This window comes from Pelomonas parva (assembly GCF_043555835.1).
Taxonomy (GTDB): domain Bacteria; phylum Pseudomonadota; class Gammaproteobacteria; order Burkholderiales; family Burkholderiaceae_C; genus Pelomonas; species Pelomonas parva.
Map to the genome: position 1 here is coordinate 266224 of NZ_JBIGHV010000002.1, position 26641 is coordinate 292864.

Below are 26641 nucleotides of genomic sequence, written 5' to 3' on the forward strand. Positions count from 1 at the left end.
GGCGGCTGTTGGCGCTGATCGCGCAGTTGTTGCTGCTGATCAGCGCTGCGGCCACGGCGCAGTCGCCGCCTGCCGAGTTCCGCGTGAACTGGGGCGAGACGCTGCTGTTGGCACTGAAGGTCAACGGCGTGCCCCGGGACGGCATGCTGCGCGCCGTGCGCCTGCGCGAGGGTCTGGCCATCCCGCAATCGAACTGGGACGACATGCACCTGCGCCTGCCCGCCAGCGGCCCGCCGCGCGTCATCGACGGCGAACAGCATGTGCTGCTCGCCAACGCCGGCCCGCTGCGCTGGCGCATCGACGAGGCCAGCCAGACGCTGGAGCTGGACGCGCCGGCCTCCGCCTTCGTCGGCCAGAGCCTGGACATGGCAGGCGGCCGGCCGCGTGTGACCGCGCCCTCGGTCTGGGCGCCCTTCATGAACTACGACGCCCAGTGGCAGCGTCGCACCCGCAGCCCCGGTGCTGCCGATGCGCTGTGGGAGCTGGGCCTGATGGGGCCGCTGGGCGACTTCAGCAGCACCGGCCTGGCGCGCAGCCAGGGCAGCGGCGTGCGGCTGGACACGCGCTGGCAGCGCGACGACCCGGCCCGCCTGACGCGCTGGCGCGTCGGCGACGCGATCAGCCACGCCGGCGCCTGGGGCCGCGCGCTGCGCTACGGCGGCCTGCAGTGGGGGACGGACTTCTCGCTGCAGCCCGGTTTCCTGAGCTTCCCGCTGCCCACGCTGCGCGGCGAGGCGGCGCTGCCGTCCACGCTGGACGTCTACGTCAACAACGGCCAGCGCCTGCAGAGCCGGCTGCAGCCCGGGCCTTTCGACCTCAGCGAGCTGCCCGTGGTCACCGGCCAGGGGGAGATCCGCACCGTCGTGCGCGACCTGCTGGGCCGCGAGCAGGTCGTCGTCACGCCCTACTACGTCAGCCCCGCGCTGTTGAAGCCGGGCCTCAGCGCCATCAGCGTCGACATCGGTGCCGAGCGTGAGGACTACGGGCTGGCCAGCAACCGCTACGGCCGCGCGCTGGCCAGCGTGACGCACCGCCAGGGCGTGACCGAGCGCTTCACGCGCGAACTGCGCGCGGAGGCCAGCGGCCGTAAGCAGGCCGTGGGGGCCACGGGCTGGATGCTGTGGCCCAGCCTGGGCACCGGCAGCGCCTCGGCCGTCGCCAGCCGTTCGGGCGAACGGGGTAGCGGCTGGATGCTCGCGGCCGGTCTGGACCGCCAGGCGCGCGACTGGAGCGGCAGCCTGCAGGTCCGCCATGCCAGCCCGCGCTTCAGCCAGGTTGGCCAGCCTAACGCCATGGCTGCGCGCACCGTCGTGACGGCGGCTGTCGGCACCTCGTGGGCAGGGCAGTCCCTCGGCGTGAGCATCGCTCGGCAAAGCGGTGGCGCGGTGCAGAGCAAGCTGGCCCAGGTGAACTACAGCCGCGACCTGGGCTACTGGGGCTATGTCGGCCTGATCGTCTTCCGTGACCTCGGGCCCGGCGGCAGCGGCAGCGTCATGGGCTTGAGCTGGACCCGCGCCCTCGACGCCCGTCATGGCGTCAGCGTCGGCGTGCAGCGCCAGCCCGGGCTCGACGGCAGCAACCAGACCGTCGTGCAGACCCAGCTGCAACGCAACCCGGCGTTCGGCTCCGGCGTGGGCTACCAGGTGATGGCCGAGACCGGCGGCCGCCAGCTCGTGCAGGCGCAGTGGCAGGGCGACCATGCCGTGCTGACCGGCGGTGCCGGCCGGCGCGGGCGCGAGGTCGAGACCCGCATCGGCGCCTCCGGCGGCGCGGCCTGGGTGGACGGCAGCTTCTTTGCCGGCCGGCGCATCGACGGCGGTATCGCGGTGGTGGACGTGGGCGGCTACGAGGGCGTGCGCGTGACGCAGGACAACCAGGATGTCGCCCGCACCGACGCACGCGGCCGCGCCTTCGTCAGCGGCCTGCGCGGCTACCAGCCCAACCGCATCGGCATCGATGCCTCGGACCTGCCGATGGACGCCGAGCTGGAGGCGCTGGAGATCCGACTCACCCCCGCAGCCCGCAGCGCCGCGCGCATCGACTTCCCAGTGCAGCGGGGCCGCTCGGCGGTGGTGGAGATCCTCGACTACGCCGGCCGCCCGCTGCCACCCGGCGCGCAGCTGCAGCCCAAGGGTCAGGCGCGCCTGTTCCCGGTCGGCCTGAATGGCCGCGCCTACGTCGCCGGCCTGGCGCCGGGGCGCAACACGGTGCTCGCCCGCTGGACGGGCGAGGGCAGCGGCGAATGCCAGTTCGAGTTCTTGCTGCCGCCGGCCCGCGACAGCGATGATCTGCCCGACCTGGGCATCCTGATCTGCCGGTGACCCCATGACCCGACTGATGACCCGCTCCCTGTTCGCCCTGTGCCTGCTGCTCGCCTGGGCCGGCCCGGCGCGCGCGCTGTGCCTGCCGGCGCTGTGCAGCTGCGGCGTCACGACGACCAACCTGGCCTTCGGCACCTACAGCCCGCTGGCCTTCGGCAACACCGACAGCACCGGCAGCGTCAGGGTCAGCTGTGGCGGCGTGGCCGGCCTGCTCATCCCCTTCAACATCGCCATCAGTGCCGGCGCCAGCGGCAGCTATGCCAACCGGCTGATGAAGAGCGGCGCCCATTCGCTGGCCTACAACCTCTACACCGATGCCTCGTACACGACGCGCTGGGGCGATGGCAGCGCCTCCACCCAGCTTGTCAGCGCCGGCATGCTGCTGGATGTGCTGGGCCTGTCGCCGCCGCAGAACTTCTACATCTACGGCCGCATTCCCGGCCGCCAGGTCACGACGGTGCCGGGCGTCTACAGCGACACCATCAGCGTGACGCTGACCTACTACTGAGGAGCGTTGCAGGGATGTCGTGACGAAATAGGCATGCGGCCACTTTTCCGTTCTTTGAAGTCATTTCTGGTGTTGGTGGGTAAGTTCTGGGCGATACCCTTTTCCGCCTCACGCAAATCCTCTGAGGCAAAAGAACGAGATGAACATGGAGACAAGCAAGACCGGCACGCCCGGGCAGGCAAGGCGTTGGTCATGGCCCTCGCCCGGTGGGCGCCGGCAGGACCAAGCACTGGGGCAAGGCCTGGATGCGGCCGCTCGTGGCGACCTGTCGGCCACACTCGATGAATGCGTTGCCAGCGGCCTGGGCCGTCGCTTCAACGAGATGTGTGCGTCCCTGTCCAACCGCGTTGCGCAGATCCGCAACAGCGCCAGCATCCTGGCGATGGCCGGCGAGGAACTGGCCAGTGGCACACGCCGGCTGGACGAGCGCACACAGGCCCAGGCCCGCCAGCTCGCCGCTGCGGCAGGCCAGGTCGACGAGCTTGGCGGGCGCGTGCAGGACACGGCCCGCAACGCGCAGGCGGCGCACCAGGTGTCGACGCGGGTGCGCGAGGCGGCCGAGTCCGGCGCCGCGCTGATGCAGGAGGCAGTGGACCGGGTCAGGCAGATCGAGTCCAGCTCGCGCGAGATGGGCGAGATCATCTCGGTCATCGACAGCATTGCTTTCCAGACCAACATCCTGGCGCTGAACGCGGCCGTCGAGGCCGCACGCGCGGGTGAACAGGGGCGTGGTTTCGCGGTCGTCGCCAGCGAGGTGAGGGCGCTGGCGCAGCGCAGTGCCGAGTCGGCGGCGCAGGTCAAGCGGCTGATCGCGCAGTCCGCCGAGCAGGTGGACCAGGGTGCGCGGCGCATCGAGGCCTTGGGCCAGACCTTGGGAGACATCGTCGGGGGGGTGCGCGAGCTGAGCGGGCGCGTGGGCGAGATGGCCGACAGCAGCGCCGCCCAGGCCCAGGGTCTGACGTCGCTGGCCCAGGCCGTCCAGGGCGCCAATGAGCTGACGCAGCAGAACGCCGAGATGGTGGCCGATTCCGCCCGCGCCGCGCGCGAGCTGGGCGAGCGCACCGAAGAGCTGTCCGCCGCAGCCCAGACCTTGCGGCTGCGCCAGGGAAGCGCCGACGAGGCGCGCAGCCTGGTCGAGAAGGCGGCGGCGCTGGTCAAGCGCAGCGGCGTGCGCGACGCGGTGCCACGCCTGGTGGACCGCGCCGGCGGCTTCTTCGACCGCGACATGTACATCTTCATCTTCAACCGCCAGGGCATCTTCACCGCCTTCGGCCCCAACCCGAGCCTGCATGGCGGGCATCTGCGCCAGGTGCAGGGGCTGCAATGGGAGCGGCTGTTGCGCGACGGCTTCGAGCGCATGGACCAGGGCGGCGGCTGGGTGGGCTACCAGACCGTCCACCCGGTGACCGGCGTGGTCAACGAGAAGATCTCCTATGTGCTGCCGCTGCCCGGTGACCTGCTCGTGGGCTGCGGCGTCTATAAGGTGTGACTCAAGCCGGCAGCTGACGTGACTTGACGACGGCGTAGCGCGCCAGCGTGCGCTCCCGGGCCGCGGCGTGGTCGACGACCGGACGTGGGTAGTCCACCCCCTGCATGGCGAGCGGCGCGCGCTCCCAGGGCGCGTGGATGGCCTTGGTGTCGAGGCCGGCCAGCTCCGGGCAGTAGCGGCGGATGAAGCGGCCCTCGGCGTCGAACTTCTCGCTCTGGCTGGTCGGATTGAAGATGCGGAAGTAGGGCTGGGCGTCGCAGCCGCTGCTGCTGGCCCATTGCCAGCCGCCGTTGTTGGCGGCGAGGTCGAAGTCCAGCAGCTTCTCGGCGAAATAGGCCTCGCCACGCCGCCAGTCCAGCCCCAGGTCCTTGGTCAGGAAGCTGGCCGTCACCATGCGCAGCCGGTTGTGCTGGTAGCCGGTCTGGTTGAGCTGGCGCATCGCCGCGTCCACGAGAGGAAAGCCGGTGCGGCCCTCGCACCAGGCCTGGAACAACGCGTCGGCATGCTCGCCGGTTTCCCATTGAATGCCGTCGTACTCGGGTCGGAAGGCCGCGCGCATCGCATGCGGGTGGTGGTGCATGACCTGGTGATAGAAGTCGCGCCAGATCAGCTCCGACAGCCAGATCTCGGCGCCGTGATCGCCGCCCTGCATCAACTGGTGGGCCGTGCGCGCCAGGCGGCGGATGGATATGGTGCCGAAGCGCAGATGCACGCTGAGGTAGCTCGGGCCCTTGACGGCCGGGAAGTCGCGCTTCTTGTCGTAGTCGGCGATGCGGTCGAGGAAGTCGTCCAGCAGCGCCTGGGCGCCGCGGGCGCCCTGGCCAACGTGCTGGGTCAGGCCGGCAGGCTTGAAGCCGATGTCCTGCAGGCGGGGCACGCCGGTGGCCAGCTCGGTCTTCGCCAGCGCATGGGCGTGGCGCTCGACCGGATAGCTGCTCAGGTAGAACTCATCCACCTTGCGCAGCCAGGCGTTTTTATAGGGCGTGAACACACCATAGGGCCCGCCCGTGGCCGTCATGACCTCGCGGCGCTCGAAGATGACATGGTCCTTGAACGTGCGCAGCTCGGCGTTCAAGGGCCTCAGCAGCTCGGCCACCTGCGCGTCGCGCATCAGCGCCTGCGGCTCGTCGTCGTGGTTGGTGAACACGGCCTGCGCGCCCAGCTCGGCGGCAAGGTGCGGGATCTCGTCCGCCGCCGAGCCGTGCCGCACGATCAGCGCGCCGCCGAGCTGGCGCAGGTCCTCGTCCAGCACCCGCAGCGCGCCGAGGATGAACTCGACCCGCCGGTCCGCGCGGGGCAGGGCGTCGAGGATGTCGCGGTCCAGGATGAAGGCGCAGAAGACCTGCCTGGCGCTGGTCAATGCCCGGTACAGGGCGGCGTGGTCGTCCGCGCGCAGGTCGCGGCGGAACCAGACCAACGCGCGGTCGAGGAGGGGGTTCATGTCCGCAGAATAAAATGAGATATGCCTGCCGACCGGATCGTCCTGACCAACCAGTTCCTCATCGCCATGCCCGGCATGGCCGACGAGGCCTTCGCAGGCACCCTGGTCTACCTCTGCGAGCACAACGACAACGGCGCGCTCGGCCTGGTCATCAACCGGCCGACGACGCTGACGCTGGGCACGCTGTTCGAGAAAGTCGAGCTGAGCCCGCCCGCCGACCCGCTGGCCGCCACGCCGGTCTACTACGGCGGCCCGGTGCAGACCGACCGCGGCTTCGTGCTGCATGAGCCGCTGGACGCACAGGGCGGCCACTACAACGCCACGCTGGCCGTGCCCGGTGGGCTGGAGATGACCACCAGCCGCGACGTGCTGGAGGCGCTGTCCAACGGCGCCGGCCCGCGCAAGATCCTCGTCACGCTGGGCTACAGCGGCTGGGCCGCCGGCCAGCTCGAAGAAGAGATCGGCCGCAACGGCTGGCTGACCGTCGACGCGGCGCCGGAAATCATCTTCGACACGCCGGTGGAGCAGCGCTACGAGAAGGCGCTGCGGCTGCTGGGCGTGGACCCGCGCATGCTCAGCTCGGACGCTGGCCACGCCTGATGATGACTGCCGCTGCGCCGTCATCTCTTCAGACTTTTCTGGCTTTTGATTTCGGTACCCGCCGCATCGGCGTGGCCTCGGGCACGCGGCTGCTGGGCGCTGCCGAGCCGCGTGGCACCATCCGCAGCGGCGACTTCGACGCCATTGCTGCCCTCGTCAAGACCTGGCAGCCCGACGCGCTGGTCATTGGCGTGCCGCGCCACCCCGACGGCGCGCCGCACGTGATGACCACCAAGGCGCAGAACTTCGGCAGGCGGCTGGCCGGGCGGCACCATCTGCCGGTCTTCGAGGTGGACGAGCGCTACACCAGCGTCGAGGCTGAAGCCGAAGGTGCCCACGACGTGGACGCCGCCGCCGCCGCCCTCATCCTTGAACAATTCTTCAGAGAACACCCATGAGTGAACTGCTGCTCGATGCCGAGGCCCTGTACTTCGAACTCAAGCGCGGCGTGCAGCGCCTGCTGACCGCCGACACCGCCCTGGTGGGCATCTGGAGTGGCGGTGCCTGGCTGGCCGAGCGGCTGGCGGCCGACCTCGGCGTGGCCTCCGGCACCATCTCCAGCGCGATGCACCGCGACGACTTCGGCTCGCGCGGCCTGGCCAAGGCGGACCACACCAAGCTGCCCTTCGACGTGGGCGGCCGCGACATCCTGCTCATCGACGACGTGCTCTACACGGGCCGCACGACGCGCGCCGTCATCAACGAGCTGTTCGATTTCGGCCGCCCGGCGCGCGTGCAGCTGGCGGTGCTGGTGGACCGCGGCGGCCGCGAGCTGCCCATCGAGCCGGCGTTCTCTGCGGCGCGGGTGACGCTCAACAGCGAACAACATCTGCGCCTGGCCCGCAGCGAAGATGGCCGCTTCAGCTTCGAGGTCAAGTGATGTTGAGCAAACGAAATCCCCAGCTGAACAAGCACGGCGAGCTGATCCACCTGCTGTCCACCGAGGGCCTGCCGCGCGCGGTCATCGAGCAGATCCTGGACACGGCCGGCAGCTTCCTGTCCGTCAACGACCGCGAGGTCAAGAAGGTGCCGTTGCTGCGCGGCAAGTCGGTGTTCAACCTGTTCTTCGAGAACAGCACGCGCACCCGCACCACCTTCGAGATCGCCGCCAAGCGCCTGTCGGCCGACGTCATCAACCTCGACATCGCCCGCAGCTCCACCGCCAAGGGCGAGACGCTGCTGGACACGGTCGCCAACCTCAGCGCCATGCACGCCGACATGTTCGTCGTGCGCCACAGCGAGAGCGGCGCGCCCCACCTGATTGCCCAGCACTGCGCGCCTCACGTCCACGTGGTGAATGCCGGCGACGGCCGCCACGCGCACCCGACGCAGGGGCTGCTGGACATGTACACGATCCGGCACTTCAAGGGCGACTTCCGCAACCTGACCGTATCAATAGTCGGCGACATCGTGCACTCGCGCGTGGCCCGTTCGGACATCCATGCGCTGAACATCCTGGGCGTGCCCGAGATCCGCGCCGTCGGCCCCAAGACGCTCGTGCCCGGCGACCTGCGCGACATGGGCGTGCGCGTCTGCCACGACATGGCCGAGGGCGTGCGCGACGCCGACGTCATCATCATGCTGCGCCTGCAGAACGAGCGCATGAACGGCGGCATGCTGCCCAGCAGCGGCGAGTTCTTCAAGCACTTTGGCCTGACCCACGACAAGCTGCGCCTGGCCAAGCCCGACGCCATCGTCATGCACCCGGGGCCGATCAACCGCGGCGTCGAGATCGCGTCCGACGTGGCGGACGGCAAGAGCAGCGTGATCCTTCCTCAAGTGACATTCGGCATCGCTGTCCGAATGGCTGTCATGGCCATCCTCGCCGGGAACGAAGCATGAAGATCCTCATCAAGGGCGGCTGGCTGATCGACCCGGCCTCGAACCTCGACCGCATCGGCGATGTCGCCATCGCCAACGGCCGCATCGTCCACCTGGGCGATGTGGCGGACTTCGGCGCCGAGCGCACGGTGGACGCCACCGGCCTCATCGTCGCGCCCGGCCTCGTCGACCTCTGCGCCCGTCTGCGCGAACCCGGCCACGAGCACGAAGGCCTGCTGGAAAGCGAACTTGCCGCAGCTGCCGCTGGCGGCGTGACCAGCCTGGTCTGCCCGCCCGACACCGACCCGGTGCTGGACGAGCCTGGCCTGGTGGAGATGCTGAAGTTCCGCGCCCGCAAGCTCAGCCGCTGCCGCCTGTTCCCGCTGGGCGCGCTGACGCGCCAACTGAGCGGCACGGCGCTGACCGAGATGGCCGAGCTGACCGAGGCCGGTTGCATCGGCTTCTCGCAGGCCGAGGTGCCCATCAAGGACACGCTGGTGCTGAGCCGCGCGCTGCAGTACGCGGCAACCTACGGCTACACCGTCTGGCTGCGCCCGCTGGATGCCTACCTGGGCGGCGGCGTTGCTGCCAGCGGCGCGGTGGCGACGCGGCTGGGTCTGTCGGGCGTGCCGGTCAGCGCCGAGACGGTGGCGCTGCACACCATCTTCGAGCTGGTCCGCGCCACCGGCGCCCGCGTGCACCTGTGCCGCCTGTCCAGCGCGGCCGGTGTCGAGCTGGTGCGTGCGGCCAAGAAGGAAGGCCTGCCCGTCACGGCCGACGTATCCATCAACTCGCTGCACCTCAGCGACGTGGACATCGGCTACTTTGACTCCGCCATGCGCCTGACGCCGCCGCTGCGCCAGGGCCGCGACCGGGACGCGCTGCGCGCCGGCCTGGCCGACGGCACGCTGGACGCGCTGGTGTCCGACCACATGCCCGTGACCACCGACGAGAAGGCCGTGCCCTTCGCCGAAGCCACGCCGGGCGCGACCGGGCTGGAGCTGCTGCTGAGCTTGAGCCTGCGCTGGGCCCAGGACTCGGGCCTGCCGCTGCAACGCGCACTGGCCGTCATCACGGCCGAGCCGGTGCGCGTGCTGGGCGGCGCGCTGGGCTCGCTGGCCGACAGCGCCGGTCGCCTGGTGGAAGGCGGCGTGGCCGATGTCTGCGTGTTCGACGCCGGCGCCAGCTGGGCCGTCACGCCCGAGCTGCTGGCCAGCCAGGGCAAGCACACGCCGTTCGCGTTTGCGTCCAGCGGCTTCGAGCTGCCGGCGCGGGTGCGCACCACGCTGGTGGCGGGGCACATCGCCTACACCGCCGAATGAATGCGGTCTGGCGCCTGGCGCGCCTGACACCCCATGTGCTGCACGGCCTGTGGATCGTGCGCACCGCCTTCGACGGCATGACGCCCGCGCAGCGCCACGAGCGCATCCAGTGGTGGTCGAAGAAGACGCTGAGCATCCTGGGCATCGAGTTGACGGTGACGGGCACGGCCCAGCCGGCGGGTCATCTCGTGGTGGCCAACCACGTCTCCTGGCTGGACATCGCCGCCGTGCACGCGGTGCTGCCGCAGGCGCGCTTCGTGTCCAAGGCCGACGTGAAGCACTGGCCGGTCGTCGGCGCACTGGTCACGGGCGCCGGCACGCTCTACATCGAACGCACCAGCAAGCGCGACGCGTTGCGCGTCGTGCACCAGACGGCCGAGGCGCTGCAGGCGGGCGACTGCGTGGCGGTCTTTCCCGAAGGCACGACGGGTGCCGGGCCGGAGCTGCTGCCCTTTCACGCCAACCTGCTGCAGGCTGCCGTCGCTACGGAGTCCCCCGTGTTGCCAGTCGTGCTGCGCTGGTATGAGCCCGGCGAGCGCTTCAGCACCTCGGCGCGCTTCATTGGCGACATGACGCTGACGCAGAGCCTGTGGGCCATCGCGTCGGCGCGCGGGCTGGGCATTGATGTGCAGATCCTGCCGGCCGTGCAGACCGCCGGACAGGACCGGCGCGCGCTCGGCGAGGCGCTGCGCGGGTTGATCGCGGACAAGCTCAACTGAAGACTTGACGCCCGGTATCGGCGCGCCGATGCGTGAGTTGGCAACCTGGTGCCGGCCCGCAGAGGCAGAGCTCTTCAGGCAGCGGCCACCTGTTCAAGGGGGTAGGCCACGCGTGATGGCCCTTATCGGCTGAGGAATCTGCGTTTTCAAAGGGTCAGCCGGTGCTTTCGCAAGCACCTCCTCTCAGCCCTCGACTCGTCGGAAAGCTCATGCGCCACCTCTCATCCTCTGTTCTCCTTGCCTGCACCTTGGCCGGGTCTGCTGCTCAAGCGGCGGTCTACGTCAGCTCTGATCACACCGTTCCTGGCGGCAATGCCTGGAACTCTGCCTTCGGCAGCCAGCAGAACGTGCATGTGGGCCAAGCCAGCGGTGGCGGCCTTGTCAGCGGCGTCGACCTGGACATCGTCGCCGGCGCGGCACTGAATGGTGACCTGTATGCCCGCAGCGACAGCCGCACCGCCATCTACGGTGGCAGCTTCACGCACTACGCCAACGGTTACCGCACGAGCTTGCGTCTGTACGACAGCGCGCACGTGAAAGTCGCCTACGACAAAGCCAGCCTTGGCATTGCCAACGTGGACGACCACTCGAGCCTGACGCTGGAGAACGGTCGGGTCGACGGCATCCAGGTGCACGATTCGGGCACGGCGCGGGTGTCCGGGGGCGTCATCCAGTCCCTGAGTTCGTTCACCATTGCCGAGGCCGCTGGCATCGGAGCGCATCTCGAGCTGACGGGCGGTCGCACCAACGGCATCGTGCGCGCGACCCAGGGTGGGTCGGTCGATGTGAGCGGCGGCAACTTCTCGACGCTGTTTTCGTACAACGGCTTGATCGAGGTGTCGGGCGGCCTGGGCGCCACCAACGGTCGTCTGGGCAGCAGCAAGGGCGGCCTGGGACAGTTCGTGCTGTACGGGTCCAACTTCGCACTCAGCAACGCACGCGCCGACTCGTATTTCGACCCGACCTACTGGATCTCGGGACCCGGCGTGTCCTATGTGTTGACCGGCACGCTGTTGAACGGCCAGACGATCCGGGCGAGCTACTTCGAGGAAGGGCTGGTGCTTGGCGAGGCGCCGCGCAACATCGCGTTTGCCGCGAGCCCGGTTCCTGAACCCACCACGGCCTCACTGATGCTGATGGGCCTGGCGCTAGCTGCCTGGATGGCTTGCAAAGGCAGGCAGCGGGTCTGATCCGCTCGCCGGCATGTTGATGGGGGCTGCGGTGACAGGGCGGCGCCGCGGCCGCCTACGACTTCGCCGCGACCTTGCATTTATTTTGTTATTTGGCAAAATAACGAACCATGGACAAAGTCTTCAAGGCACTCAGCGACCCGACACGGCGCCGCATCCTGCAACTGCTGCGCGAGCGGGAGATGACGGCGGGCGAGCTGGCCGACTGCTTCGACCTGGCCAAGCCGACGCTGTCGGGCCACTTCAGCGTGCTGCGTGAGGCGGACCTCGTCACGTCGGACCGCAGCGGCACGACCATCACCTACCGCCTCAACGTCTCCACGCTGGAGGAAGCGCTGCTGGGCTTTGCCGACCTGTTCGCCTTTGGCCAGCCGGCGAAGGCAACCCGAACCACGAAGAAAGGCGGTTCCCATGCTTGAACGCAATGGCACACGCATCCAGCTCGCTCTGATCGCCGTCATGGTGGCGGCCGGCCTGTGGGCCTGGAATCAGCTACCGGCCGGCGCGACCGTGCCCGTCCACTTCAACGCAGCGGGCGAGGCCGATGGCTGGATGTCCGCCGGGATCGGGCTGTCGCTGATGCCGCTCATTGCGCTGGCGTTGCTGGGCTTGCGCTGGCTGCTGCCGCGCATCGACCCGCGCGGCCAGAACATCGAGCGCTCGGGGGCAGCGGTCGATACGATCTGGGTCGTGGTTGCGCTGATGCTGACGGTGCTGCAGCTGCGCATCGCGATGCTGGCCCTCGGGTTCGGTCAGCCGGCGCCGCAGTTGCCTCTGCTGCTGACGGGCGGCATGTTCATCGTCATGGGCAACGTGCTGGGCAAACTGCGGCCGAACCACTCGGTCGGCATCCGCACCCGCTGGACGCTGGACAACGAGCGCGTCTGGGACCAGACGCACCGCTTCGGCGGCAAGGCCTTCGTGTTGGCCGGTGTGCTGCTGCTGGCGCTGGCGGCGACGCCGCTGGCCAGCGGCTGGGTGGCGCCGGCCATCGTGGCCGTCAGCGTGTGCGTGGCGTTGGCGTCGGTGTTCAAGTCGTACTGGCTGTGGCGCCAGCTGCAGCAGTCCTAACCCAGCCAGGCCAGGCCCGCCGACGTGCCGGCACGCGGCCGGTATTCGAGGCCCACGGCGCCGGGCCAGCCGCGTTCGCGCAGCAGTGTGAGTTCGGTCGCGTACTCGTTGGCCTCGGGCTCGTGGCGGCCCGCCACACCGGCCACTTGCACGTGGCCGAGCAGGCCCCTGTCGAGCGCGCGGGTCAGGTGGCTCAGCGATTCGCCCTCGGCGACGCGGCAGTGGTAGAGGTCCAGCTGCAGTTGCACACGCGGCGAGTTCAGCACGGCCAGCAGCTCCAGCGCCTGGGCTTGCCGGTGCAGGAAATAGCCCGGCATATCGCGCCGGTTGATGGGCTCGACGACCAGGGGCAGCGTCGACTGCTCGGCGGCCCAGGCAAGGTTGGCCAGCCAGATTGCGCGCGTCTGAGGTGTGTCTTCTGCCAGGCCGGACAGCAGGTGCACGCGCTCGGCACCCAGCCGTGTTGCCAGCGCCAAGCCGCGCAAGGTCGCGTCGCGGAACTCGGAGCCGGGCAATGCTGCGAAGCCCCGCTCGCCGGCCGCCCAGTCGCCGGCCGGGGCATTGATCAGCACGACGCGCAGGCCGGCCAGGCGGGCGGCGAGGGCGTCGGCGTCGTGCAGGTGGGGCTGCTGCAGTTCGACGGCGGCAAAGCCATCGGCACGCGCGACGTCGGGCCGGTCCAGATAGGCGTGCTCCGTGTAGAGCCAATCAAGATTGGCCGCGAAGCGCGGTGGGATCACTTCGACTCCGCGATGAGGGCCGGGTTCAGCCGCGGGTCGTTGTACATCTTGAACTGGCGGTAGACCTTGAAGTAGGCCCGGCCAGCTCGCGAGTCGGCCAGCAGTTCGTCAAAGCACTGGCCGAGGTCGGCGCGTTGCTGCACGAGCCGTTGCAGCCGCTCGCCGCAAGCCTGGCGGTGCGCGTCGTCCACGTCGGCGCGCAGCGTCTGCTCGCGCATCGCGGCGATCTTCAGGCCCAGGATGGAGATGCGGTCCAGCATGGAGCCGGCCGTCTCGCTGTTCAGTCGCGCGCCGGGCGCCACCGTCGAGCGGGGCAGGGCGCTCGCCAGCGTGGCCGGGTCGACGAGGCCCAGCGCTGCAAGCAGGAACTCGTCAATGCGCTCGATGGCGTCGTTACGGGCCTGGTTGTGGCGGTCGATGGCGCGCTTGTTGGCGACGATCTCCGCGTCGGGCGCCTGGGTTCGGCGGGCCAGGTCTTCCTGCGCCCACAGGCTGCGGTTGTGGAAGTGGTTGACGGAGATCCAGCCACGCACGTCATCGGCATCGACAGGTGCCGGCGCCACAGCCAGGGCCGCATCGTGCGCGGCGATCACTTCGGTCGAGGAGGGCAGGGCGGCGGTCATAGGCGGGCTGGGGCGCTGTCAGAATTCCGCGCCACTGTGATTGAGCCGCAAATGATAGAAGCCCGCCCCGCACCCAAGCCGCTGATCGTGCGCCTGCGCAATTTCGTCGGCGACACGGTGCTGAGCCTGCCGGCGCTGCGCTTGCTGGAGCAGCACGGCTACCGGCTGGAGCTGGTGGGCAAGGGCTGGGCGCGCGGGCTGCTGGAAGCCGAGGGCTGGACGGTGCATGTGCGGCCGGCCAAGCTGGGCGACCGGATCGGCCAGCTGCGTGAACTGCGGCGGCGCTTCAGGGCCGAAGACCCGGGCTTTGACAAACGCGCCAACGCGCTGCTCTTCCCCTATGCCTTCTCTGCCGCGCTGGATGCGCGCCTGGCCGGGCTGAAGGCCGAGGGCCATGCGGGCGACGGCCGCACCTGGCTGATGCGGCGCGGCCACCCCAGGCGCGAGGGGCGGCACACGCTGGTGGAGTACTGGGAGCTGGCCTGCGACTTCCTCGGCATCCAGGCCGAGCCGCCGGCCGACATCCACATGAAGGTCAGCGCCGCGCAGCGCGAGCAGGCACTGGCGCTGCTGGCGTCACACGGTATCGAGTCAGGCCGCTTCGTGCTGATCTGCCCGTTTGCCAACGGTCGCGTGGAGTTCCTGGACCGCAGCTGGCCGGCCTTCCCGGACTTCGTGCGCCGCCTGCACGCAGCGGGCAGGCAGGTCGTCATCGTGCCGGGGCCGGCGGAGGTGGAGGGCGCGAAGGTGCTGTACCCGGACGCAACCCGTCTGGATGGCGTCGCGCTGGGCGTCTACAACGCGCTGCTGCAACTGGCCGGCGTGGTGGTGGCCAACGACACCGGCCCCGCCCACATGGCCGCTGGCGTAGGCGCGAAGCTGCTGAGCATCTGGGGCCCCGTGGACGCCGCGCGCTGGGCGCCCTGGGGCTCGACGGTGACCTTGATGCGACGTGGACCGGCTGAGTGGTCCAGCGTCGATGAGGTCATCTCAGCCGTGGATCAAGCCTTGCCCTGATTGGCGACCGCTGCGGCCGCCTTGGCCGCCGCTTCCGCGTCGCCGAGGTAGTAGCTCTTGATCGGCTTCAGGTTCTCGTCCAGCTCGTAGACCAGCGGGATGCCGTTGGGGATGTTGACGCCGACGATGGCGTCGTCGGCGATGTTGTCCAGGTACTTCACCAGCGCGCGGATGCTGTTGCCGTGCGCGGCGATCAGGATGCGTTCACCGCCCTTGATGGCCGGCGCGATGGTCTCGTTCCAGAACGGCAGCACGCGGGCGACCGTGTCCTTCAGGCATTCGGTCAGCGGAATGTCCTCGGCGTCCAGGCCGCGGTAGCGGCGGTCGCCGCGTTCGCTGCGGGCGTCGGTCGCTTCCAGCGCGGGCGGCGGCGTGTCGTAGCTGCGGCGCCAGACCAGCACCTGCTCGTCGCCGTACTGCTTGGCCGTCTCGGCCTTGTTCAGGCCTTGCAGCGCGCCGTAGTGGCGCTCGTTCAGGCGCCAGGCGTGGCGCACGGGTAGCCAGGTGCGGTCCATCTGGTCCAGCGCATGCCACAGCGTCCACACGGCGCGCTTGAGCACGGAGGTGTAGGCGATGTCGAAGTCGTAACCGGCCTCCTTCAGCAGGCGGCCCGCGCTCTTGGCCTGTTCGACGCCGGTGGGCGTCAGGTCCACGTCGGTCCAGCCGGTGAAGCGGTTTTCCAGGTTCCAGGTCGATTCGCCGTGGCGGATGAGAACGAGCTTGTACATGGGCAGAAGACGCACAGGGGTGGTGGAAGCGGCGGATTATCGGACGCAGCGATAATCGCCGGCTTCGTTGAATTACACGGGATGCTTGCTTGAACTTCCTGATCGAGAACTGGTTTTTGATCGTCGCCGCGCTGGTCTCCGGCGGCATGCTGATCTGGCCCATGGTGGTGAAGGGCTCTCAGGGCGCTGCCGTCACGACAGCCGAGGCCGTGCAGCTGATCAACCGCGCCAAGGGCGTGCTGATCGACGTCAGCGAGCCCGAGGAATTCGCCAAGGGCCATGCCGTCGGCGCGCGCAACGTGCCCTTCGGCCAACTGGAAGGCCACAAGTCGCTGCCGTCCAACAAGGCCCTGCCGCTGGTGTTGGTGTGCCCGACCGGCGCACGCGCCGGCCGTGCCGCTGCCATGCTGCGCAAGCTGGGCTATGAAAAGGCCCAGGTACTCGCCGGCGGCTTGAGGGCCTGGCGGGAAGCCAACCTGCCGGTCGAGAAGACGGCGTAAGCCTTTGCCGCCGAGGAGATCGACGATGGCCCAAGTGAAGATGTACACGACCCAGGTCTGCCCGTTCTGCATCCGCGCCAAGATGCTGCTCAAGCAGCGGGGCGTGCAGCAGATCGAGGAGGTTCGCATCGACCTCGACCCCGCCGAGCGCCAGGCCATGATGGACCGCACCGGCCGGCGCACCGTGCCGCAGATCTTCATCGGCGACACGCATGTGGGCGGCTGCGACGATCTGATCGCGCTGGACCAGCGCGGCGGGCTCGCGCCCTTGTTGCAGGCCGCCTGATTTCAAGCCCGGGCAAGCCCCGGGCAGGCTGTCACGGGCCCTCGCCCATAATCCGCCACCGCCCGCAGCGCGCCGCCTGCGGGCTTTTGTTTGACGCTTCGTTCGAAAGAAGAGTTCCATGGCCGACGAGATCCAAGCTGCCGCCGAAGGCACCCCCGTGTTCCAGATCCAGCGCATGTACCTGAAGGATCTGTCGCTGGAGCAGCCCAACGCACCGCACATCCTGCTGGAGCAGCAGCAGCCCCAGGTCGACATCAACCTGACGCTGTCCGCCGAGAACGTCACCGACGGCATCTTCGAAGTGGCCGTCACGGCCACCGTCAACACCAAGGTCGGCGACAAGACGCTGTTCCTGGTGGAAGCCAAGCAGGCCGGCATCTTCGAGATCCGCAACGTGCCGCAGGACCAGGTCGAAGGCATCCTGGGCATCGTCTGCCCGCAGATGGTCTACCCCTACCTGCGCGCCATCGTGTCGGATGTCTGCACCCGCGCCGGCTTCCCGCCCGTGCTGCTGACGGAAGTGAACTTCCAGGCCATGTTCGAAGCCCAGCAGGCGCAGCGCGCCGCCCAAGGCGGCCAAGCGGTCAACTGATCAGCCCACTTCGCTGACGACGCCCCGCCGAGTGCGGGGCGTTTTACTTGGGTGACACTCCCGCGCATGACGACGATGAAGATCAGCGTTCTCGGTGCCGGTGCCTGGGGCACGGCCCTGGCCATCCAGGCCGCGCGGGCTGGCCATGATGTGCGCCTGTGGGCGCGTGATGCAGCCGCCATCGAGCAGATGCGCGCCAGCCGGCGCAACGCCGCCTACCTGCCCGACAGCGAACTGCCCGCTAGGCTCGGGCTGACGGCCGACCGCAGCGGGGCAATCGCCCACGCGGCCGAGGGCCTCACCATCGTCGCGACACCCATGTCCGGTCTGCGCGAGACGCTGGCGGCGCTGCCCTCGACGCAGCGCGTGCTGTGGCTGTGCAAGGGCTTCGAGGCCGGCACGGGCCGGCTGGGCCACGAGATCGCCCGCGAGCTGCAGCCCGTCATGCGTGTGGGCGTGCTGTCCGGCCCCAGCTTCGCGCAGGAGGTGGCCGCCGGCCGGCCGACGGCGCTGGTGGCGGCCAGCGAGAACGCCGAGCTGGCGCAGGCCGCCGTCGAGGCCTTCCACGGTGATCGGCTGCGCGTCTACACGTCCAGCGATCCAGTTGGCGTGGAGGTGGGCGGCGCCGTCAAGAACGTCATGGCCATCGCGGTCGGCATCTGCGACGGTTTGTCCGCTGCAACGCCTGATGGCCCGGGCTTGAACGCCCGCGCGGCGTTGATCACGCGTGGCCTGGCCGAGATGCTGCGCCTGGGCCTGGCGTTAGGTGCCAAGGCCGAGACCTTCATGGGTTTGTCCGGCCTGGGCGACCTGGTCCTGACGGCGACCGGTGATCTGTCGCGCAACCGGCGGGTCGGCCTGATGCTGGCCGAGGGCCTGACGCTGCCCGACATCCTGGCCCGGCTGGGCCATGTTGCCGAGGGCGTCTACAGCGCGCCGACCGTGCTGGCGCGGGCCCGCGAGGCGGGCGTCGAGATGCCGATCACGGAAGGCATGGTGGCGCTGCTGGAAGGCCGGCTGCGCGTGGGCGAAGCGGTCGAGCGGCTGATGGGCCGCGAAGCACGGCCCGAGTAGTCAGCTACCGCCTGCGTAGCCGTTCTGCCGCCACGCCTCGAACACAGCGACGGCCACGCTGTTGCTCAGGTTCAGGCTGCGCTGACCTTCGCGCATGGGCAGCCGGACGCGCTGTTCGAGCGCAAAGCCGTCGCGCAGCGCGGGCGGCAGGCCGGCCGTCTCGCTGCCGAAGACGAACCAGTCGCCCGGCTGCCAGGCGACCTCGCCAAACGGCCGGCTGCCGCGCGTCGTGAAGGCGAACATGCGCGTCGGGTCCGGCGACTCGGCAGCGAGGAAGGCGGCCCAGTCGGCATGGCGCTGCACACGGGCGTACTCGTGATAGTCCAGCCCCGCGCGCTGCAGCAGCCGGTCTTCCATCGAGAAGCCCAGCGGCTCGATGAGGTGCAGCGTGCAGCCGGTGTTGGCTGCGAGCCGGATCACATTGCCGGTGTTGGGCGGGATTTCCGGGTGGACGAGGACGATGCGGAACATGGGGCGGGAGTATCCCGAGAAGATTGGCACGGTGCCCGCGTCAGAAGCGCTCGCGCGCGTTCCTAGGCGAGTTGCAAGAACGATTCGTGGACCTGCGGCCATCCTCTTGAGAGCGATGAAAGACCAGCGTCGAGTGCCTTGCGCCAGGCCGGACCGCGCTCGCGTGTGTTCCGCGCCATTTCTTTGATTGCCTGCGGATCTCGCTGGACGAAATAGTCGATCAATGCCGCTGCCTGGGCAATGTCCTTCTTCGCCTTCGATCTGGCATCACCTGAGCGCTCGGCAGCGACCAGCAGCTTCCCCATGGCGTAAGCGGCTGGATCAGGCAAGTGAACGACGATTGCATCCTGAGCGCCAAGCAAAGTGGCGGGTATGGGTGCCTCCAACGCCAGCTCCATGAATCTCAATGGCTGCAGGTTGACATTCAGTGCGGGGCATTCCACCGGCTCGTCCCCGGGTTGGGTTCTGGAAGTCAGCCAGTCAAGATCGAAGTCCGGTTCATCCGGCTTGACATATCTTGTTCCCTCATTGACGGGAACAAAGCCCATCCGGAGCGAGTCAATGGCTGAATGCGCGTCTACCTTCGTATCTGGAGCCAGCGCCAGTGATACGTTCCGACCCGCATGCGCGAAATCGAGATCGACGGTCTGGCCTGCTTCACCCCAGGTGACCCCCAACACGTTCTGGTAGGCCAAGAACGCGTGAGTCCCAACCAGGATGGCGCCCGCCGAGAAGATGCCGTGATCGGCGAGCCGCTTAAGAACCCGAAAGTGTTTGGGGACGACGGTGTAGCAACCATGCGCTGCGGCCGCATTCGCCAACCTGCGCAGATGTTCGTGAGTGGCTGCGGCGCGGTCGTTGCGTGCTGCGTCTATCAGAGACCGCGTTGCCTCATCGTCCGGTCCGACGTACAACTGTTCCAGCCCGGCGGGCCCCTTGCGCTGGTAGTACCAGTAGCGCCGCTTGTTGATGGTCTTGGTCGTGAAGCCGCCAGGCAGATCTGCGGGCGAGCGGTTCAATGCCGCAACTCGGGCAGCTGCCATCACGGAGGAGTAGCTGGCTTGAGCGGCAGTGCTGTAGTCGGTAAACATGAAGTTATACTACCTTATTGAATTTGGTAGTACAAGATTCTGTGAGCGATGAACGCTCCTTGGCGAGGTGCCGTTGGCTTGTGTCTATTCCGCGCCCGGTTCCGGCGTGCGCGCCACGACCCAGGCCTGCACGCTCATGACGCCGGCCTGCAGCAGCACGCGCGCCAGCTCGAACAGCGTTGCGCCGCTGGTCATCACATCGTCCAGCACGGCCACGCGCGTGCCACGCAGCCTGGATGCGCGCAAGGGATCGATGGCGAAGACGCCGCGCACATTGGCCATGCGTGCGTCCAGCTTCAGGCCGGCCTGGCGTTCGTTGTCGCGCACGCGCAGCAGCAGGTCGGGTTCGCAGCGCAGCACGCGCCGCCGCGCCAGCGCCTTGGCCAGTTCGTGCGACTGGTTGTAGCCGCGCTCTCGCAGCCGCTTGGCCGACAGCGGCACGGGCAGCAGCCAGTCCGGCTCGTCGACCTCGGCGGCGGTCAGCGCCGAGTTCAGCCGCTGCAGCAGCGTCTCGCGCAACTCCAGTGCCTGGTGGTACTTGAAGTGCTGCAGCAGGCCGTCCCAGGGAAATCGGTAGTCGAGCGCGGCGACCGCGCGGTCCAGCGGCGGTGGTTCGACGAGGCAGCGCCCGCATTGCGGCCGGGGCCTGCCGATCAGTTCGAGCGGCAGCCTGGCCGCGCAGGTCCAGCAGCGCGGCACCGGCGCGGCGTAGCGTTGCAGGCAGTCGTCGCAGATGGTCTGGTGGCTCCAGGCGCGGCAGACGGCGCACTGGCCGGCGCATCGCATGAGCACCTTCTCGACCAGGGCGGGCTTCGTGGGTGCTGGGGAGCGCTCGGGCATCGGCTCAATATACTGACCGCTCCATGAGTGAACCGGCATCGACCCCTACTTCAAACAAGGGGCCGCGCCCCCAGGACGTCGACGCGGCGGCGCTGCGCCATCAGGCCCGGCGCCTGGCCCGCGCCGAACAGTCTCCCTGGCTGCATGCCGAGGTGGCGCGCCGCATGGCCGAGCGGCTGCCCTACATCAAGCTGCAGCCGGCGCGCGTGCTGGATGCATCGCCTGCGCTGGGCGCCAGCGCCGAGTTGCTGCGGCTGACCTACCCCAAGGCCGAGGTGCTGTGGCACGAGGCCGACCCGGCGTTGGCCGGGCGTGCAGCTGCTGCACGTTCCGTGGGCTGGTGGCAGAAGCTGCGCGGCGCTGGTTCCGGCCAGACCGACACGCTGCCTGTGAAGCCCGAGGTCGAACTGCTGTGGTCCAACATGGCCTTGCATGCCAATGCCGACCTACCCGGTTTGTTGAGCGCATGGCAGGCCAGCCTGGCCGTCGGCGGCTTCGTGATGTTCTCGTGCCTGGGGCCGGACAGCTTTGTCGAACTGCGCCCGCTTTACGCCCGCGCCGGCTGGGGCCGGCCGGCGCCGGACTGGTGGGACATGCACGACATCGGCGACCTGGTGCTGAAGGCCGGCTTCGCCGACCCGGTGATGGACCAGGAACGGCTGCGACTCACGTGGGCGGGCCCTGACAGCCTGCTGGCCGACCTGCGCGCGCTGGGCGGCAACCTGGCGCCCGCGCGTTTCCAGGGCCTGCGTGGCCGGCGCTGGCGGGCGGCACTGGCCGCGCAACTGGAAAGCCTGCGCGGCACCGACGGGCGGCTGGCGTTGACGCTGGAACTGGTCTTCGGCCATGCGTTCAAGGCCGCGCCCAGGCTGACGATGGCCGCCGAAACCCATGTGTCGGTCGACGCCATGCGGGCCACGTTGCGCAAGGGCCGCGCCGAGAGCTGATGGCTAGGTGATTCCCAGGGGCTGCCCTGCGGCGGGCACCCGAGGACCTCGGGCTAAAATCCCGGGCCGCTAAGAGGGTCAAGGGCAAAACCCGACCCGATCCGGATCTTGCGGCAGCAAATCCGGCCCTTTCCTTCGCGTAGGGCGGAACAGCAAGTCCTGCTCTTCAAAGAACCAAGTGACAACCATGACGATGATGAACGCACGAGTGCATAGCGCTTCACGCGGCTGGGCCCAGCGGGCTGCCGTGGCGGCGACGATGGCCCTGGCGACGGGTTCGGCCCTCGCGGTGAACGACCTCAAAGGCGGCCCGGGCGTTAATCAGCTCGATCTGCACGAGCCGGTCACGCGCATTGCTGCCGACCAGATGTGGCTGCACAACTTCGTCATGATCGTCTGCCTCGCCATCTTCGTGGCGGTGTTCGGCGTCATGTTCTATTCGATCTTCAAGCACCGCAAATCCAAGGGCGCGGTGTCGGCCAACTTCCACGAGAGCGTGGCCGTCGAGATCGCCTGGACCGTTGTCCCGCTGCTGATCGTCATCGCCATGGCCCTGCCGGCGACCAAGGTGGTCGTTGCGATGAAGGACACCACCAACGCCGACGTCACCATCAAGGCCACCGGCTACCAGTGGAAGTGGGGCTACGACTACCTGAAGGGCGAGGGCGAGGGCATCGGCTTCCTGGCCACGCTGGACACCGCCCAGCGTGAGGCCTCCAATTCGGGCAACCCCGCGCCGGTCGACGACTACCTGCTGAAGGTCGACAACCCGCTGGTCGTGCCGGTGGACAAGAAGATCCGCATCATCACGACCGCCAACGACGTCATCCACGCCTGGATGGTGCCGGCCTTCGGCGTCAAGCAGGATGCCATCCCCGGCTTCGTGCGCGACACCTGGTTCAAGGCCGAGAAGATCGGTGACTTCTACGGCCAGTGCGCCGAGCTGTGCGGCAAGGAACACGCCTACATGCCCATCCACGTGAAGGTGGTGTCCGCCGAGGACTACAGCGCCTGGGTTGCGGTCAAGCAAAAGGAAGCCGCCGCCAAGGCCGACGACCCGAACAAGGTCTGGGAGCAGGCGGCGCTGATCGCCCGCGGCGAGAAGGTCTACGCCGCCAACTGCGCGGCCTGCCACAAGGCCGATGGCACCGGCGCCGGCCCGATCAAGGCGCTGGACAAGGCGCCGGTCGTGCTGGACGAAGACAAGTCCAAGCAGATCGCCATCCTGCTCAATGGCGTGCTCGACAAGGGCATGCCAGCCTGGAAGCAGCTGAGCGACACGGACATCGCCGCCGTGATCACGTACACGAAGAACAGCTGGTCCAACAAAACGGGCCAGACCGTGCAGCCGTCCGAAATCGTCGCCGCCCGCAAGTAATTCTGAACACCGAATCAGAGGAATCCAAATGAGTGCAGTGCTTCCCCCCCACGGTGTTCACGGTGGCCATGACGGCCACGCCCACGATCACCACGACGACCACCACGCTCCCACCGGCTGGCGCCGCTGGGTCTTCGCCACCAACCACAAGGACATCGGTACGCTGTACCTGCTGTTCTCGTTCGCGATGCTGATGGTCGGCGGCATCCTGGCGCTGTGCATCCGCGCTGAACTGTTCCAGCCGGGCCTGCAGTTCTTCAACCCCGAGCTGTTCAACCAGTTCACGACCATGCACGGTCTGATCATGGTGTTCGGCGCCATCATGCCGGCCTTCGTCGGCTTTGCGAACTGGATGATTCCGCTGCAGATCGGCGCCAGCGACATGGCCTTCGCGCGGATGAACAACTTCAGCTTCTGGCTGCTGATCCCCGCCGCCATCATGCTGGTGGGCAGCTTCTTCATGCCCGGCGGCGCGCCCGCTGCCGGCTGGACGCTGTATGCGCCGCTGACGCTGCAGATGGGCCCGTCGATGGACGCCGGCATCTTCGCGATGCACATCATGGGCGCCTCGTCCATCATGGGCTCCATCAACATCATCGTCACCATCCTCAACATGCGCGCCCCTGGCATGACGCTGATGAAGATGCCGATGTTCGCGTGGACCTGGCTGATCACCGCCTACCTGCTGATCGCCGTCATGCCCGTGCTGGCCGGTGCCATCACGATGACGCTGACCGATCGCCATTTCGGCACCGCCTTCTTCAACCCCGCTGGCGGCGGTGACCCGGTCATGTACCAGCACATCTTCTGGTTCTTCGGCCACCCCGAGGTCTACATCATGATCTTGCCGGCCTTCGGCATCGTCAGCCAGATCGTGCCGGCGTTCGCCCGCAAGCGCCTGTTCGGCTACGCGTCCATGGTGTACGCCACGGCGTCCATCGCCATCCTGTCCTTCATCGTCTGGGCCCACCACATGTTCGCCACCGGCATGCCGGTAACGGGACAGCTGTTCTTCATGTACGCGACCATGCTGATCGCCGTGCCCACGGGCGTGAAGATCTTCAACTGGCTGGCGACGATGTGGCGCGGCTCGATGACCTTCGAGACGCCGATGCTGTTCGCCGTCGGCTTCATCTTCGTGTTCACGATGGGCGGCTTCACCGGCCTCATCCTGGCCATGGCGCCGGTCGACATCCAGCTGCAGGACACCTACTACGTCGTGGCCCACTTCCACTACGTGCTGGTGGCCGGCTCGCTGTATGCGTTGTTCGCGGGCGTCTACTACTGGGGCCCGAAGTGGACCGGCGTGATGTATTCGGAGTTCCGCGGCAAGGTCCACTTCTGGGGCTCGTTGATCTTCTTCAACATCACCTTCTTCCCGATGCACTTCCTGGGTCTGGCCGGCATGCCGCGTCGCTATGCCGACTACCCGATGCAGTTCACCGACTTCAACGCCATCGCGTCGGTCGGCGCCTTCGGCTTCGGGCTGATGCAGGTCTACTTCTTCCTGTTCGTCGTCGTCCCGATGATGCGCGGCAAGGGTGAGAAGGCTGCACAGAAGCCGTGGGAAGCGGCGGAAGGCCTGGAGTGGGAAGTGCCGTCGCCGGCCCCCTTCCACACCTTCGAAGAGCCGCCCAAGCTGAACGCTTCGGCCACCAAGATCGTCCACGGCCACTGAACGCCATGACACCCGAACAGCGCAAGAGCAACCGCCGGCTGGGGCTGATCCTGCTGACGGTCGCGCTGACCTTTGGTGTCGGCTTCGTTGCCAAGATCATGCTGCTGGCCAGCTGACATGCGCCTGCTCGACGCCCTGAGCCGCGACAACCGACAGCTTCTCTTGAAGCTGGTGGTGATCGTGGTGTTCATGCTTGGCTTCGGCTATGCGCTGGTGCCGCTGTACAAGCACATCTGCGAGGCACTGGGCATCAACGTGCTGTCGCTGTCCGAGCGCCAGGTCGCAGCCGGGAAGAGCGATGCCAACGGCAATGGCCAGATCGACTACAGCCGCACGATCACCGTCGAGTTCGACACCAACGCGCGTGGTCCCTGGGACTTCAAGCCGGCGGTGCGGCACATGACGGTGCATCCGGGCCAGCTGAGCCAGGTCATGTACGAGTTCCGCAACAAGCAGGATCGCGTCATGGCCGCCCAGGCCATCCCGAGCTATGCGCCCATGCAGGCCAGCGCGCATTTCAACAAGTTGGAATGCTTCTGCTTCAACGAGTACACGTTGCAGCCGGGCGAGACCAAGCAGTGGCCGGTCGTGTTCGTCATCGACCCCAAGCTGTCCAAGGATGTGAAGACCATCACCCTGTCCTACACCTTCTTCGAGGTGGCGGGCAAGGGTGGGTTCAAGGTCGGCGAGGCACCCAAGGGTGCGGGAGCCGCGCTGTGACCAAGCCGGGCCAGGATTTCAAGGACGCCGTCGGCCGCAAGGCCTCGCTGCGCCAGACGATCTCAGCGGTGGCCTGGAGTTTTTTTGGCGTGCGCCGGGGCCGGGACCATGAGCAAGACATGGCCAAGCTCAACCCGGTGCACGTGATCATTGCGGGCGTGCTGGGCGCCGCCCTGTTTGTATTGGTGCTGGTGCTGGTGGTCCGCTGGGTCATCAGCAGTGGCGTGGCTGCGGCCTGACGGCCCGGTCGCAACAGAGTTCAGAACGAGCGAGTACTAGGAGAACAACATGTCGGCAGCGACTACCTCGGGCAAGGCCCCGTACTACTTCGTCCCGGGGCCCTCGTGGTACCCGGTCGGGGCCGCCATCGGCCTGTTCTTCGTCATCCTCGGCGCCGGCCAGTGGATCAACGGCCACGGCTGGGGCATGTACTCGCTGATCGGCGGTCTGGCGGCCTGGGGCTTTGTGCTGCAGCAGTGGTTCAGCGCAGCCATCCATGAGAGCGAGAGCGGCCTCTACAGCGACCGCATCGACGTGTCCTTCCGCTGGAGCATGGGCTGGTTCATCTTCTCGGAGGTGATGTTCTTCGCTGCCTTCTTTGGTGCTTTGTACTGGGCGCGCGTCCACTCGGTGCCGGAGCTTGGCAACCTCGAGAACTCCATCCTGTGGCCCGACTTCAAGGCCATCTGGCCGAGCAGCGCGGCCGGCTTCACCGCCGCGCCGGCCGGCACCGTCGAGCCCTTCTCGACCATCGGTCCCTGGCCGCTGCCGACCATCAACACGGCGCTGCTGCTGACCTCGGGCGTCACGCTGACCATCGCCCACCATGCGCTGATCGCTGGCAACCGTGCCAAGACCATCGCCTTCATGTGGATGACGGTGCTGCTGGGCGTGATCTTCCTGGTCGTGCAGGGCTACGAGTACGCCCACGCCTACCGGGACCTGAACCTCAAGCTCAGCTCCGGCGTGTTCGGCTCGACCTTCTTCATGCTGACCGGCTTCCATGGCTTCCACGTCTTCGTGGGCATGCTGATGCTGCTGTTCATCACCATCCGCCTGCACAAGGGCCACTTCACGGCCGACCGCCACTTCGGCTTCGAAGGCGCGGCCTGGTACTGGCACTTCGTCGACGTGGTCTGGCTGGGCCTGTACGTCGTCGTCTACTGGATGTAAGGCGCTGCGGCGCCGCCAACGACAAAGCGCCGCGGAAGCGGCGCTTTTTTTGATTCCGGCCCGGTCAGTTCCTATCGACTCATGGGCACGCCGGTCGGCTGTATCCAGCCCATCCACCAGCAAAACAGGATGATGAGAAACAGCGCCACCGACACGCCGACGCGAACCGCCAGCGCCCGTGCCATGTTCGGGCTGCGCTTGTCGCCGCTGCCCTTGCGCAGCATGAAGAAGCCAGCCGCTGCCAGCGCGCCGAGGATGCCGATGAAGGCGATCAGGATCACGAAGTTCATGGCGGCGGATT

At 68.1% G+C, this 26641-nt stretch carries 32 protein-coding genes; 24 read left to right on the top strand and 8 right to left on the bottom strand.

Annotated features, from left to right (window positions below):
- Window positions 1-8: 8 nt before the first annotated feature.
- From ACG00Y_RS04720 to ACG00Y_RS04730, 3 genes are all read left to right on the top strand, one after another.
- Window positions 9-2321 (top strand): fimbria/pilus outer membrane usher protein, encoded by a 2313-nt coding sequence (locus ACG00Y_RS04720; RefSeq protein ID WP_394476467.1) that lies wholly within the window; start codon window positions 9-11, stop codon window positions 2319-2321.
- Window positions 2322-2325: 4 nt separating this feature from the next.
- Complete coding sequence (locus ACG00Y_RS04725; protein ID WP_394476469.1) at window positions 2326-2829, top strand: Csu type fimbrial protein; 504 nt, start codon at window positions 2326-2328, stop codon at window positions 2827-2829.
- 145 nt (window positions 2830-2974) lie between these two features.
- Window positions 2975-4318 carry a methyl-accepting chemotaxis protein gene (locus ACG00Y_RS04730; protein ID WP_394476470.1) on the top strand — a complete coding sequence of 448 codons (1344 nt, stop codon included), beginning with the start codon at window positions 2975-2977 and terminating at the stop codon, window positions 4316-4318.
- 1 nt (window position 4319) lies between these two features.
- Here ACG00Y_RS04730 and ACG00Y_RS04735 read toward each other — a convergent pair whose 3' ends face one another.
- The gene (locus tag ACG00Y_RS04735) at window positions 4320-5759 is read right to left on the bottom strand and encodes a cryptochrome/photolyase family protein (RefSeq protein WP_394476472.1); all 1440 of its coding nucleotides are present in this window, start codon (window positions 5757-5759) and stop codon (window positions 4320-4322) included.
- Between the two features lie 21 nt (window positions 5760-5780).
- On the opposite strand from ACG00Y_RS04735, the gene ACG00Y_RS04740 reads away from it, so the two are divergent.
- The 9 genes from ACG00Y_RS04740 (at window position 5781) to ACG00Y_RS04780 (ending at window position 12482) form a co-directional block, all read left to right on the top strand.
- Entirely contained in the window at window positions 5781-6359 is a 579-nt protein-coding gene (locus tag ACG00Y_RS04740) for a YqgE/AlgH family protein (protein WP_394476474.1), read from the top strand.
- 2 nt (window positions 6360-6361) lie between these two features.
- Complete coding sequence (ruvX, locus tag ACG00Y_RS04745; protein ID WP_394476476.1) at window positions 6362-6757, top strand: Holliday junction resolvase RuvX; 396 nt, start codon at window positions 6362-6364, stop codon at window positions 6755-6757.
- Window positions 6754-7239, top strand: a complete 486-nt coding sequence (pyrR, locus tag ACG00Y_RS04750; RefSeq protein WP_394476478.1) for a bifunctional pyr operon transcriptional regulator/uracil phosphoribosyltransferase PyrR — start codon at window positions 6754-6756, stop codon at window positions 7237-7239. The genes ruvX and pyrR overlap by 4 nt, the downstream gene beginning before the upstream one ends.
- A complete protein-coding gene (locus tag ACG00Y_RS04755; RefSeq protein ID WP_394476480.1) occupies window positions 7239-8201 on the top strand; it encodes an aspartate carbamoyltransferase catalytic subunit in 963 nt (320 codons plus the stop codon). The genes pyrR and ACG00Y_RS04755 overlap by 1 nt, the downstream gene beginning before the upstream one ends.
- Window positions 8198-9502: a dihydroorotase gene (locus ACG00Y_RS04760; RefSeq protein WP_394476482.1), complete on the top strand. Its 1305-nt coding sequence runs from the start codon at window positions 8198-8200 to the stop codon at window positions 9500-9502. Before ACG00Y_RS04755 ends, ACG00Y_RS04760 begins: the two co-directional genes overlap by 4 nt.
- Entirely contained in the window at window positions 9499-10221 is a 723-nt protein-coding gene (locus tag ACG00Y_RS04765) for a lysophospholipid acyltransferase family protein (RefSeq protein WP_394476483.1), read from the top strand. The genes ACG00Y_RS04760 and ACG00Y_RS04765 overlap by 4 nt, the downstream gene beginning before the upstream one ends.
- A 161-nt stretch (window positions 10222-10382) precedes the next feature.
- Window positions 10383-11411 carry a PEP-CTERM sorting domain-containing protein gene (locus ACG00Y_RS04770; RefSeq protein ID WP_394476485.1) on the top strand — a complete coding sequence of 343 codons (1029 nt, stop codon included), beginning with the start codon at window positions 10383-10385 and terminating at the stop codon, window positions 11409-11411.
- Window positions 11412-11521: 110 nt separating this feature from the next.
- On the top strand, window positions 11522-11830 hold the full coding sequence (locus tag ACG00Y_RS04775; RefSeq protein WP_394476487.1) for an autorepressor SdpR family transcription factor: 309 nt from the start codon (window positions 11522-11524) through the stop codon (window positions 11828-11830).
- Entirely contained in the window at window positions 11823-12482 is a 660-nt protein-coding gene (locus ACG00Y_RS04780; protein WP_394476489.1) for an SdpI family protein, read from the top strand. The genes ACG00Y_RS04775 and ACG00Y_RS04780 overlap by 8 nt, the downstream gene beginning before the upstream one ends.
- Here ACG00Y_RS04780 and ACG00Y_RS04785 read toward each other — a convergent pair.
- Together ACG00Y_RS04785 and ACG00Y_RS04790 are read right to left on the bottom strand one after the other, a co-directional pair.
- Window positions 12479-13222 carry a hydroxypyruvate isomerase family protein gene (locus ACG00Y_RS04785; RefSeq protein WP_394476491.1) on the bottom strand — a complete coding sequence of 248 codons (744 nt, stop codon included), beginning with the start codon at window positions 13220-13222 and terminating at the stop codon, window positions 12479-12481. The genes ACG00Y_RS04780 and ACG00Y_RS04785 overlap by 4 nt on opposite strands.
- A complete protein-coding gene (locus ACG00Y_RS04790; protein ID WP_394476493.1) occupies window positions 13219-13845 on the bottom strand; it encodes a DUF4254 domain-containing protein in 627 nt (208 codons plus the stop codon). The genes ACG00Y_RS04785 and ACG00Y_RS04790 overlap by 4 nt, the downstream gene beginning before the upstream one ends.
- A gap of 51 nt (window positions 13846-13896) precedes the next feature.
- On the opposite strand from ACG00Y_RS04790, the gene ACG00Y_RS04795 reads away from it, so the two are divergent.
- The gene (locus ACG00Y_RS04795; protein ID WP_394476495.1) at window positions 13897-14862 is read left to right on the top strand and encodes a glycosyltransferase family 9 protein; all 966 of its coding nucleotides are present in this window, start codon (window positions 13897-13899) and stop codon (window positions 14860-14862) included.
- Here ACG00Y_RS04795 and gpmA read toward each other — a convergent pair.
- The gene (gpmA, locus tag ACG00Y_RS04800) at window positions 14847-15590 is read right to left on the bottom strand and encodes a 2,3-diphosphoglycerate-dependent phosphoglycerate mutase (protein WP_394476497.1); all 744 of its coding nucleotides are present in this window, start codon (window positions 15588-15590) and stop codon (window positions 14847-14849) included. The two genes, ACG00Y_RS04795 and gpmA, sit on opposite strands and share 16 nt — an antisense overlap.
- A gap of 89 nt (window positions 15591-15679) precedes the next feature.
- Here gpmA and ACG00Y_RS04805 point away from each other — a divergent pair, with 89 nt between their 5' ends.
- From ACG00Y_RS04805 to ACG00Y_RS04820, 4 genes are all read left to right on the top strand, one after another.
- Window positions 15680-16090 carry a rhodanese-like domain-containing protein gene (locus ACG00Y_RS04805; RefSeq protein WP_394476499.1) on the top strand — a complete coding sequence of 137 codons (411 nt, stop codon included), beginning with the start codon at window positions 15680-15682 and terminating at the stop codon, window positions 16088-16090.
- 25 nt (window positions 16091-16115) lie between these two features.
- Window positions 16116-16376, top strand: a complete 261-nt coding sequence (gene grxC / locus ACG00Y_RS04810) for a glutaredoxin 3 (protein ID WP_394476501.1) — start codon at window positions 16116-16118, stop codon at window positions 16374-16376.
- A 118-nt stretch (window positions 16377-16494) separates the two neighbouring features.
- Entirely contained in the window at window positions 16495-16968 is a 474-nt protein-coding gene (gene secB / locus ACG00Y_RS04815; protein ID WP_394476503.1) for a protein-export chaperone SecB, read from the top strand.
- Between the two features lie 75 nt (window positions 16969-17043).
- Window positions 17044-18042 carry an NAD(P)H-dependent glycerol-3-phosphate dehydrogenase gene (locus ACG00Y_RS04820; RefSeq protein WP_394476504.1) on the top strand — a complete coding sequence of 333 codons (999 nt, stop codon included), beginning with the start codon at window positions 17044-17046 and terminating at the stop codon, window positions 18040-18042.
- Here ACG00Y_RS04820 and trmL read toward each other — a convergent pair whose 3' ends face one another.
- From trmL to ACG00Y_RS04835, 3 genes are all read right to left on the bottom strand, one after another.
- Entirely contained in the window at window positions 18043-18513 is a 471-nt protein-coding gene (trmL, locus tag ACG00Y_RS04825) for a tRNA (uridine(34)/cytosine(34)/5-carboxymethylaminomethyluridine(34)-2'-O)-methyltransferase TrmL (protein WP_394476507.1), read from the bottom strand.
- Between the two features lie 62 nt (window positions 18514-18575).
- Window positions 18576-19604, bottom strand: a complete 1029-nt coding sequence (locus ACG00Y_RS04830; RefSeq protein ID WP_394476509.1) for a GSU2403 family nucleotidyltransferase fold protein — start codon at window positions 19602-19604, stop codon at window positions 18576-18578.
- 84 nt (window positions 19605-19688) lie between these two features.
- Window positions 19689-20390, bottom strand: a complete 702-nt coding sequence (locus ACG00Y_RS04835) for a ComF family protein (RefSeq protein WP_394476511.1) — start codon at window positions 20388-20390, stop codon at window positions 19689-19691.
- A 77-nt stretch (window positions 20391-20467) separates the two neighbouring features.
- On the opposite strand from ACG00Y_RS04835, the gene ACG00Y_RS04840 reads away from it, so the two are divergent.
- From ACG00Y_RS04840 to ACG00Y_RS04870, 7 genes are all read left to right on the top strand, one after another.
- Window positions 20468-21391 (top strand): class I SAM-dependent methyltransferase, encoded by a 924-nt coding sequence (locus ACG00Y_RS04840; protein ID WP_394476513.1) that lies wholly within the window; start codon window positions 20468-20470, stop codon window positions 21389-21391.
- Between the two features lie 259 nt (window positions 21392-21650).
- A complete protein-coding gene (coxB, locus tag ACG00Y_RS04845; protein ID WP_394477487.1) occupies window positions 21651-22769 on the top strand; it encodes a cytochrome c oxidase subunit II in 1119 nt (372 codons plus the stop codon).
- A 28-nt stretch (window positions 22770-22797) separates the two neighbouring features.
- Window positions 22798-24447, top strand: a complete 1650-nt coding sequence (gene ctaD / locus ACG00Y_RS04850; protein ID WP_394476515.1) for a cytochrome c oxidase subunit I — start codon at window positions 22798-22800, stop codon at window positions 24445-24447.
- A 5-nt stretch (window positions 24448-24452) separates the two neighbouring features.
- Window positions 24453-24563 carry a cytochrome oxidase small assembly protein gene (locus tag ACG00Y_RS04855; protein WP_394476517.1) on the top strand — a complete coding sequence of 37 codons (111 nt, stop codon included), beginning with the start codon at window positions 24453-24455 and terminating at the stop codon, window positions 24561-24563.
- A 1-nt stretch (window position 24564) separates the two neighbouring features.
- Window positions 24565-25167 carry a cytochrome c oxidase assembly protein gene (locus ACG00Y_RS04860; protein ID WP_394476519.1) on the top strand — a complete coding sequence of 201 codons (603 nt, stop codon included), beginning with the start codon at window positions 24565-24567 and terminating at the stop codon, window positions 25165-25167.
- Window positions 25164-25406, top strand: coding sequence for a DUF2970 domain-containing protein (locus ACG00Y_RS04865; protein ID WP_394476521.1), 243 nt, complete (start codon window positions 25164-25166; stop codon window positions 25404-25406). The genes ACG00Y_RS04860 and ACG00Y_RS04865 overlap by 4 nt, the downstream gene beginning before the upstream one ends.
- Before the next feature lie 49 nt (window positions 25407-25455).
- Window positions 25456-26340: a cytochrome c oxidase subunit 3 gene (locus ACG00Y_RS04870; protein WP_394476523.1), complete on the top strand. Its 885-nt coding sequence runs from the start codon at window positions 25456-25458 to the stop codon at window positions 26338-26340.
- 71 nt (window positions 26341-26411) lie between these two features.
- Here ACG00Y_RS04870 and ACG00Y_RS04875 read toward each other — a convergent pair whose 3' ends face one another.
- Window positions 26412-26630: a twin transmembrane helix small protein gene (locus ACG00Y_RS04875; RefSeq protein ID WP_394476525.1), complete on the bottom strand. Its 219-nt coding sequence runs from the start codon at window positions 26628-26630 to the stop codon at window positions 26412-26414.
- Window positions 26631-26641 lie beyond the last annotated feature (11 nt).